General features: G+C 73.7%; 6 protein-coding genes and 1 pseudogene. 6 read left to right on the forward strand and 1 reads right to left on the reverse strand.

All coding sequences use genetic code 11. The features are described from left to right. The first annotated feature begins 171 nt into the window (after nucleotides 1–171). The 6 genes from AC0CYZ_RS02075 (at nucleotide 172) to AC0CYZ_RS02100 (ending at nucleotide 7,546) form a co-directional block, all read left to right on the forward strand. Nucleotides 172–3,066, forward strand: a complete 2,895-nt coding sequence (locus AC0CYZ_RS02075; protein WP_472211821.1) for an AAA family ATPase — start codon at nucleotides 172–174, stop codon at nucleotides 3,064–3,066. A gap of 130 nt (nucleotides 3,067–3,196) precedes the next feature. Continuing rightward, the gene (locus AC0CYZ_RS02080; RefSeq protein ID WP_472211825.1) at nucleotides 3,197–3,457 is read left to right on the forward strand and encodes an SDR family NAD(P)-dependent oxidoreductase; all 261 of its coding nucleotides are present in this window, start codon (nucleotides 3,197–3,199) and stop codon (nucleotides 3,455–3,457) included. Next, nucleotides 3,454–3,930 (forward strand): SDR family NAD(P)-dependent oxidoreductase, encoded by a 477-nt coding sequence (locus AC0CYZ_RS02085; RefSeq protein WP_472211829.1) that lies wholly within the window; start codon nucleotides 3,454–3,456, stop codon nucleotides 3,928–3,930. Before AC0CYZ_RS02080 ends, AC0CYZ_RS02085 begins: the two co-directional genes overlap by 4 nt. A gap of 111 nt (nucleotides 3,931–4,041) precedes the next feature. Further along, complete coding sequence (locus AC0CYZ_RS02090) at nucleotides 4,042–4,797, forward strand: alpha/beta fold hydrolase (protein ID WP_472211832.1); 756 nt, start codon at nucleotides 4,042–4,044, stop codon at nucleotides 4,795–4,797. An 80-nt stretch (nucleotides 4,798–4,877) separates the two neighbouring features. After that, nucleotides 4,878–6,230: a DUF1800 domain-containing protein gene (locus AC0CYZ_RS02095; protein WP_472211836.1), complete on the forward strand. Its 1,353-nt coding sequence runs from the start codon at nucleotides 4,878–4,880 to the stop codon at nucleotides 6,228–6,230. Then, nucleotides 6,227–7,546: a DUF1501 domain-containing protein gene (locus AC0CYZ_RS02100; RefSeq protein ID WP_472211839.1), complete on the forward strand. Its 1,320-nt coding sequence runs from the start codon at nucleotides 6,227–6,229 to the stop codon at nucleotides 7,544–7,546. Before AC0CYZ_RS02095 ends, AC0CYZ_RS02100 begins: the two co-directional genes overlap by 4 nt. A 56-nt stretch (nucleotides 7,547–7,602) precedes the next feature. Here the strand turns inward: AC0CYZ_RS02100 and AC0CYZ_RS02105 are convergent. Then, nucleotides 7,603–7,805: pseudogene (locus AC0CYZ_RS02105) on the reverse strand (aldo/keto reductase); the annotation flags it as partial.

Consider the following 7,805-nt stretch of genomic DNA (forward strand, 5'->3'; position numbering starts at 1 on the left):
ACCGCTCTCGACGATGTCGTACTACGAGGTCGACGGCGACACCATTCGGCGCACCCGCTCCGAGCTCGTCCCTCCTGGCGTACCGCCGGACTAGGTGGACCACCTGTCCGACGCGGCGGCCGGGAGCGGCGCACCTGGCCACATCAGCCGACTCGGCCCCAACACGTCGTGTTGATCGACGACGACGGCGGGGCGGGCCCCGGCACCACGGAGATCGGGGCCACCCTCATCGTCAGCCTGACCGCACGGGACGGCGCCGCCGCTACGGTGGCACCGGGGTGGTGCGGCGCCGCCCCGGAGACCGGGCCTGGTGGGGAGACGGTGGTGGGGCCGAGCCTGAGGGGGCGGTCCGACGAGGTCGCCGAGGCGTTGCTGGTGCTGCGACGGACCGTGCAGCGTGGCCGCGGGGCGGTGATCCTGGTGACCGGCGAGGCCGGCATCGGCAAGTCGGCGCTGGTGCGGACCGTGGTGGACGAAGCCGCTCGGATGGGCTTCGCCACCGGGCTCGGGAAGGCCGAGGAGATCGGCCAGATCGCTCCGGCGGCACCGCTGTTGCTGGCCTTGCGCTCGGGCACGCGGCCGCTGCTCGACGACGCCGCCTTCGAGGACCTCAGGCAGGTCGCGCACCTCCCGTTGTGGCTGGTCGACCGGGTCGGGCACCTGCTCGAGGACATGCTGCGCGAACGTCCTGCGCTGATCGCGGTCGACGACTACCAGTGGGCCGACCAGCTGACCCGCGTGGCGCTGCGCCTCCTCATCGACCGGCTGGTGGGGCTGCCGGTGGTCTGGCTCCTGGCGGCGCGTGGTGCCCCCGCGACGGTCGGAGCCGAGCTCGGTGTGGCGGTGGACGGGGTGACGTCGATGTCGTCGCTCCCATTGGGCCGGCTGGGGGACGACACGATCGCGGCGATCGCCACCGAGGTCCTGGGCTCCGCTCCGGACCCGGCGGTGCGTGAAGAGCTGCGCGGCGCCGGCGGGAACCCGTTGCTGGCCCTGCAGCACCTCGCCGGGCGAACCGCTCCGCCGCCGGGGCGGATGCTGCCCGAGTCGCTGACCACGACGCTGCGGCGCCGGGTCGGAGCGCTGGCCCCGCAGACCCGGGAGCTGGTCGAGCTGGTCGTGGTCTGGGGCCGGCCGCTCGATCGGTCCGACGCCGTCGCGATCCTGGCGCATCTCGGACCGGCGACGGTCCTCGACGCGATCGCCGAAGCGCACGCCGGCGATCTGCTCGACGAGCAGGACGGGCAGGTGGCGGTGCGCCACGACCTGGTCCGGCACGCCGTCTACCGCGACATGCCGGCCCCCGTGCGCGCCGCGGCGCACCGTCGGTGTGCCGAGCACCTGCTGGCCACCCGGGACGCCCTGGCCGCGGCCCCACACATGCGGGCCGCGGCCGGCCTCGGGGACCCGATGGCGGTCGAGGTCCTGATCCGCGCGGCCGAGCAGAGCGTGGGGTTGCTGCCTGACACCGCGGCCGAGCTGGCCCAGCAGGCCTTAGCGCTGGTGCCGCCGAGCGACCCCTCGTGGTCGGCGGTCGGAGAGCGGTGCGCGGCGATCCTCGCGACCGTCCAGCGCGGCGGCGAGGCCCTCGCGCTGGCCGACGACCTGCTGAACGCGGTGGTCGACGTCGAGATCCGGGCACGGCTCCAGGTCACGGCAGCGCGGGCGTTGTGGCTGGCCGGGTCCCCGACGGAGATCGTGCGTCGGGTCGACGGCGCCCTGGTCGAGGAGCTGTCCGACGTCGGACGGGTGCGTCTCCTGGCGTTCCGGACGTTGGCCTCGACGCGGGTGGCGACGGCCCGCTCGGCGGCGGCCTCAGCCGAACGGGTCCTGGCCGACGCCCGAGCGCTGGGCGACCCGATCGCGGAGGAGATCGCACTGCACGCCCTGGGAGAAGTGGCCCGCAACCACCTGCGTCACGGGGACGCGCTGTCCTGTTTCCGCACCCTGCGGACCACGGTCGGGACGGGCCACCTCGCCGCGGAGGCGGCGGCGTTGCGGCAGCTGGACCGCTTCGACGAGGCTGCGGCCGTCGTCGACGCGGCGGGACGGGAGGTGGACGCGGCACAGCTCGCGCGCCTTCCCGTGCTGATCGAGGCGCAGATGTGGCAGCACTTCATGGTCGGCCGTCTCGACGAGGCCCGGACCGAGGCGTTCACGCTCGAGCGGGTGAGCCGCGACCTCCACGTCTCGACCGCGCAGCTGGAGACCACGATGGTCCTGACCCTCACCGCCGTCCTCGCGGGGGACCTCGACGAGGCCCGTCGACGGCTGTCCCAGGCCGAACGCGGGATCCGCGCCGACCCCATCGTCGCGGCCCCGCGGATGACACTGGTGCGCAGCCTGGTGGCCGCGCTGCAGGGGGAGCCCTCCGCCGGCGTGGCGATGGTCCGTCCGGTGATGGCCGCCGCCGAGGAGTCGGAGGCCTACTTCCCGCGCCTGCCGGAGTGGATGAGGGTGCACGCCGGGATCGCCGTGACGGCTGGCGACGGCGAGTTCGCCCGCGAGAGCGCCGAGCGCGCCCGACGCGCGGCCGACCGCAACCCGGGGGTCGCGAGCCTCGAGGGCCTGGCGGTGCAGATCTCCGGCTTCGTGAGCGGTGACGTGGAGATGCTCCTCGCGGCGGTCGCCGTGCTGGAGTCCTCACCCCGTCCGCTGCTGCTCGCCGGCGCGTTGGTCGACCTGGGCCGGGCCCTGCTCGCCCGGGGTGACCGCGATGCGGCACGACCCCCGCTGCGACGGGCGCTCGCATTTCACACCGAACATGGCGCGGACCTCCTCGCCGCCCGGACCGGAGCCCTCCTGGCCGCTGCCGGAGAACCCGTGACGCCGCGGCCGCGGGCCCGCCGACCCGAGCGTGGCTGGGACGCGCTGACCGCGGCCGAACGCCGGGTCACCGAGCTCATCAGTACCGGTTACTCCAACCAGACCGCCGCGCGACGGCTGGGCATCTCGGCCAACACCGTGGCCACCCACCTGCGCTCGGTGTTCACCAAGCTCGAGGTCGCCTCCCGGGTGCAGCTCGCCAACCGCTGGCACGCCCACGCAACCGGTCACGGCCGGTGATCGAAGCGGCCGCACCTTCCGGTCTCACCATTTCCTGCGATGTCGAGATCACCCCGCGCCCGGTGTCGTGGGGCCGGTCAGGCGGTGGTCATCAGGACCCCCGCCGCCGGCCCGACGAGGAGCGCGGACCATGCCTGCGGAGCAGGATCTCGAGGGAACGACCGCGTTGGTGACCGGCGCGACCTCCGGCATGGGCGAGGCCATCGCCCGTGAACTCGGACGCCGGGGCGCCGCCGTGGTGGTCCACGGGCGCGACGGACAGCGGGGCGCCGCGGTCGCCGACGCGATCACCGAGGCCGGCGGCGCGGCTCGCTTCGTCGGCGCGGACCTCGCCGACCCGGCGGCCATCGTGGCCCTCCCCACCGACGTGGGTGAGATCGACGTGTCGTGAACAACGCCGGGATGGCCTGGTTCGGCCCCACCGACGAGCTCGACCTGGCCACCTACGACCGCCTGTTCGACGCCAACGTGCGCCCGGCGTACTTCCTCGTCGCCGCGTTCGCGCCGGGGATGGCTGCCCGCGGCTCCGGAAGCATCATCAACATCGGCAGCATGGCCGGCTCGATCGGGCTGAGCGGGGGAGCCGCCTACAGCGCGACCAAGGCCGCGCTCGCCTCCTTCACCCGCTCCTGGGCCGCCGAGTACAGCCCGGCCGGCGTCCGGGTCAACACGATCGCGCCCGGTCCCGTGTACACCAACGCCGCGCCCGACGAACGCACCAGGTCCCTGGGCTCGACCACCCTGCTCGCTCGCGGGGCGCAGGCCGACGAGATCGCCCCGCTCGCCGCGTACCTGGCCTCATCGCAGGCCCGCTACGTCACCGGCGCCACCTTCGCCATCGACGGCGGCCGGACCGCCATCTGATGACCTACGCACCGACGACCACGCACGACTCCGCCCCGACCCGGTTCCTCGAGACCCACGGCGCCCGGTACGCCTACCGACGCTTCGGGCCCGGTCGGGACGACCCCGGTCGTGTTCGTCCAGCACTTCATGGGCAACCTCGATGACTTCGATCCCGCGATCACCGACGGGCTCGCCGCCGACCGCGAGGTGATCCTCTTCGACAACGTCGGCGTCGGCGCGAGCTCGGGGACGGTCCCGGACACCGTCGACGAGATGGCCCGCGACGCCGCGCACTTCCTCGACGCCCTCGAGCTCGACCGCCTCGACCTGCTCGGACACTCGATGGGCGGCCTGGTCGCCCAGGAGCTCGCCATCGACCGCCCCGACCTCGTGCGCCGCGTCGTGCTCGTCGGCACCGGGCCCCGCGGCGGCGAGGAGATCGGGTCCCGCCCGGAGTGGGTCGGCGAACTGTTCACCAGGACCTACGACCGCCAGGAGGACATGTGGCTCCCGATCCTGTTCGACGACTCCGAGACCAGTCAGGCCGCCGGCCGGGAGTTCGTCGAACGCATCCTGGTCCGGACCGATCGTGACGCTCCGGTGTCCACCCAGTCGGTCGCGGCGCAGCTCGCGGCGATCCATGCCTACGGCGCCGTCCAGGACCCCGGGTACACCCACCTGTCCCGGCTCCGCCAGCCGGTCCTGGTCGTCAACGGCATCCACGACATCGTCATCACGGCGGTCAACTCGTGGCTCCTCGCCCGGTACCTGCCGGACGCGGAACTGGTGATCTATCCCGACTCCGGGCACGGCGCCCACCACCAGTTCCACGACCGGTTCGTCGACCACGTCCGGGGGTTCCTCGACCGTGCCGCCGACCGCTGAAGCCGCGAGGTTGCTGAAGCCCGGCTGAGGGCGTGCGCGGTCACCTTGGACCCACCGGTCGGCTCGCGCATGGTCCTCCCGTGTCTGTCGTTCCCGATGCGGTCGCGACCCGGCGACTGCTCGACCGGTTCGGGTTCGGCCCGCGCCCGGGGGAGCTGCCCGCCGCGACCGAGCGGGGATTCGCCGCAACCCTGGACGTGATGCTGGGCCCGCGTCCTGCCGACGCCGGGGTCGCGGCCACCCCGCCGCCTGCCTTGGCCCCCATCGTGAACACGGGCAAGGCGGGCACGGCGGCGAAGAGAGCCGAGCACCAGGCCCGGGCGCAGGGGCAGAACGCCCTGACCGGCTGGTGGCTCGATCGGATGTGGGCGGCCGAGGTGCCGCTGCCCGAGCGCCTGACCTGGTTCTGGCACGGGCACTTCGCCACCAGCGCCCAGAAGGTCAACCAGCCGGCGATGCTGCTGAACCAGAACGAGACCATGCGCCGCCTCGGCCAGGGCGACTTCGCCTCGCTGGCTCGAGCGATGATCGTCGATCCGGCCATGCTGGTCTGGCTCGACGGGCGGACCAACCGCGTGGGATCGCCGAACGAGAACCTGAGCCGCGAGTTCATGGAACTGTTCGCACTCGGGGTCGGGCACTACAGCGAGACCGATGTCCGGGAGGCCGCCCGCGCCCTCACCGGCTGGACGATCACCCCGTCCACCGGGACCGCCCACCTCGTCCCGCGCCGGCAGGACACCGGGATCAAGACCATCCTCGGGCGGACCGCCGCCTTCGACGCGCCCGGCTTCGTGAGCATGGTCGTCGCCCGACCCGAATCGGCCGCGTTCGTCGCCGGCCGGCTGTGGTCCCGCCTGGTGTCGGCCACGCCACCGCCGCCGTCCGTGCTGGCCCAGCTCGTCGCGGCCTACGGCCCCGGCCGCGACCTGAGCGCGCTGCTGCGGGCCATCGCCACCTCGGACCCGTTCCACGACAGCGCCACCACCCTGGTCAAACAGCCCGTGGAGTGGGCGCTCGGGCTCATGCGCGCGGTCGGCACCCGGCCGAGCTCGGTCACCACCGCACCCGGCGCTCGCCGGGCCGCGAACACCGCCGGCCCGCGTGCCGATCCGGTGCACCAGCATCTGCAGGCTCTCGGGCAGGTCCCGTTCCTGCCGCCCAGCGTGGGCGGGTGGCCCGGGGGCACGTCCTGGCTCACGCCCTCCGCCCAGCTCGACCGCCTCGCCCTGGCCCAGGCCGTCGTCGCCCGGGCCACGATCCCGGCCGGCCCGTCGGGGCCCAACGCCCAGATCGACTGGGCCCGCCAGGTGCTCGCCGTGGACGCGTTCGGACCGCGCAGCACCGACGCCCTGCGGGACGTGGCCGGGGGAGATCCCCGACAGGTCCTCACCGTCGCCGCTCTCACCCCGGAGTACGTGATCAGCACATGAGCAGCCCCGACCCCGCATCCGGCTCCGAGGAACCCAGCGGCCCCCTGCCCGGCACCGATCTGCCGCCGGTCACCCGCCGCCGGTTCCTGGCCTGGTCAGGGGTTGCGGCCGCCGCCGGTCTGGCCCTCGGCGCCACACAGGTGCCGTGGTCGCACCTCCTCGACAGCGCGGTGCACACCCCGCTGCAACCCGGTCACGGCGTCCTGGTCGTCGTCACCCTCTACGGCGGCAACGACGGGCTCAACACCGTCGTCCCCGCCGGCGACCCCGCCTACCAGTCCAACCGCTCGGAGCTGGCCTACCAGCCCTCCGACGTGCTCGACGTCGGCGACGGCCTCGGCCTCAACCCCGGCATGACCGGGATCAAGTCCCTCTTCGACGGCGGCCAGGTCGCCATCGTGCGCGGCGTCGGCTACCCCGAGCCCGACCACAGCCACTTCCGCTCCATGGCCATCTGGCAGACCGCATCCCCGACCTCGCCCACCGGTTCCGGGTGGTTGGGGCGCTGGCTCGACGCCACCGGCGACGACCCGCTCCGGGCGGTGTCGATGGACTCGGTCCTGCCGCCGCTGCTCACCGGTGACCGCACCGCGGCGTCCACCCTCCCTTCGACCGGGCTCACGGTGCCCACCGGGAAGAGCGGCGCGGCGTTCCGCGCCCTCGCCGGAGTCGACCCGGGCGACGACACCATGCGCGCCCGGGTCGCGAAGTCGGGACGCGACCTGGCCCAGGTCGAGCAGGTGCTCGGCCCCACCCTCGCCACGACCCGCACGTCGGTCCCGAACGGCAACGGGGCCGGCAACGCCGCGGGCACCCACGGCCGCGGCGCCCACTCGCAGCTCGCCGACCAGCTCCAGACCGTCGCGTCCCTGGTCGAGGCCCGCGTCCCGACGCGGGTCTACTCGGTCTCCCTCGGCGGATTCGACACCCACGCCGACGAACGTGGCACCCAGCAGCGGCTGCTCACCGAACTCGACGCTGCCCTCACCCCGTTCGTCCAACGGCTCGGAACCACCGACGCAGGACGACAGGTCGTCACGATGGTCTACTCCGAGTTCGGACGTCGCGTCGTCGCCAACGCCAGCCAGGGCACCGACCACGGCACCGCCAACCCCGTCTTCTTCCTCGGTGCACCTGTCACCGGAGGTCTCTACGGCGAGCAACCCAGCCTCACCGACCTCGACGACGGCGACCTCAAGGCCTCCACCGACTTCCGCGACCTCTACGCGACCGCCCTGGCCGCCGTGCTCGCCACCGACCCCGCCCGCGTCCTCGGACCCGGACGAAACCCGCTGCCACGCCTGCTCGACACCTGACCCACGACCGGGGTGCTCGGGCGACCACGCCGGACCTGGTCGCGTGCGTCCCGACCTCAGGTCGCACCGCCGTCCACGCGGGCACCGGCGGCGCCGAAGACGAAGGCCTGCATGTCGCGGATGAAGTCGTGGGGGAAGCCGACCTCGAACCCGCCGGCAGCGTCCAGCCGCTCGACGGCCCCGGGAGGCAGCGTGACCTCGAGGGCACCCAGGTTGTCGACGAGCTGGTCCAGCCCGCTGACACCCACGATGGGGTGCA

It is taken from the genome of Actinomycetospora sp. (assembly GCF_055612215.1).

What these genes read in the sequence shown, in the direction of transcription:
- AC0CYZ_RS02080 (WP_472211825.1), top strand. Translation starts at nt 3,197, where the DNA reads ATGCCTGCGGAGCAGGATCTCGAGGGAACGACCGCGTTGGTGACCGGC.
- AC0CYZ_RS02100 (WP_472211839.1), top strand. Translation starts at nt 6,227, where the DNA reads ATGAGCAGCCCCGACCCCGCATCCGGCTCCGAGGAACCCAGCGGCCCC.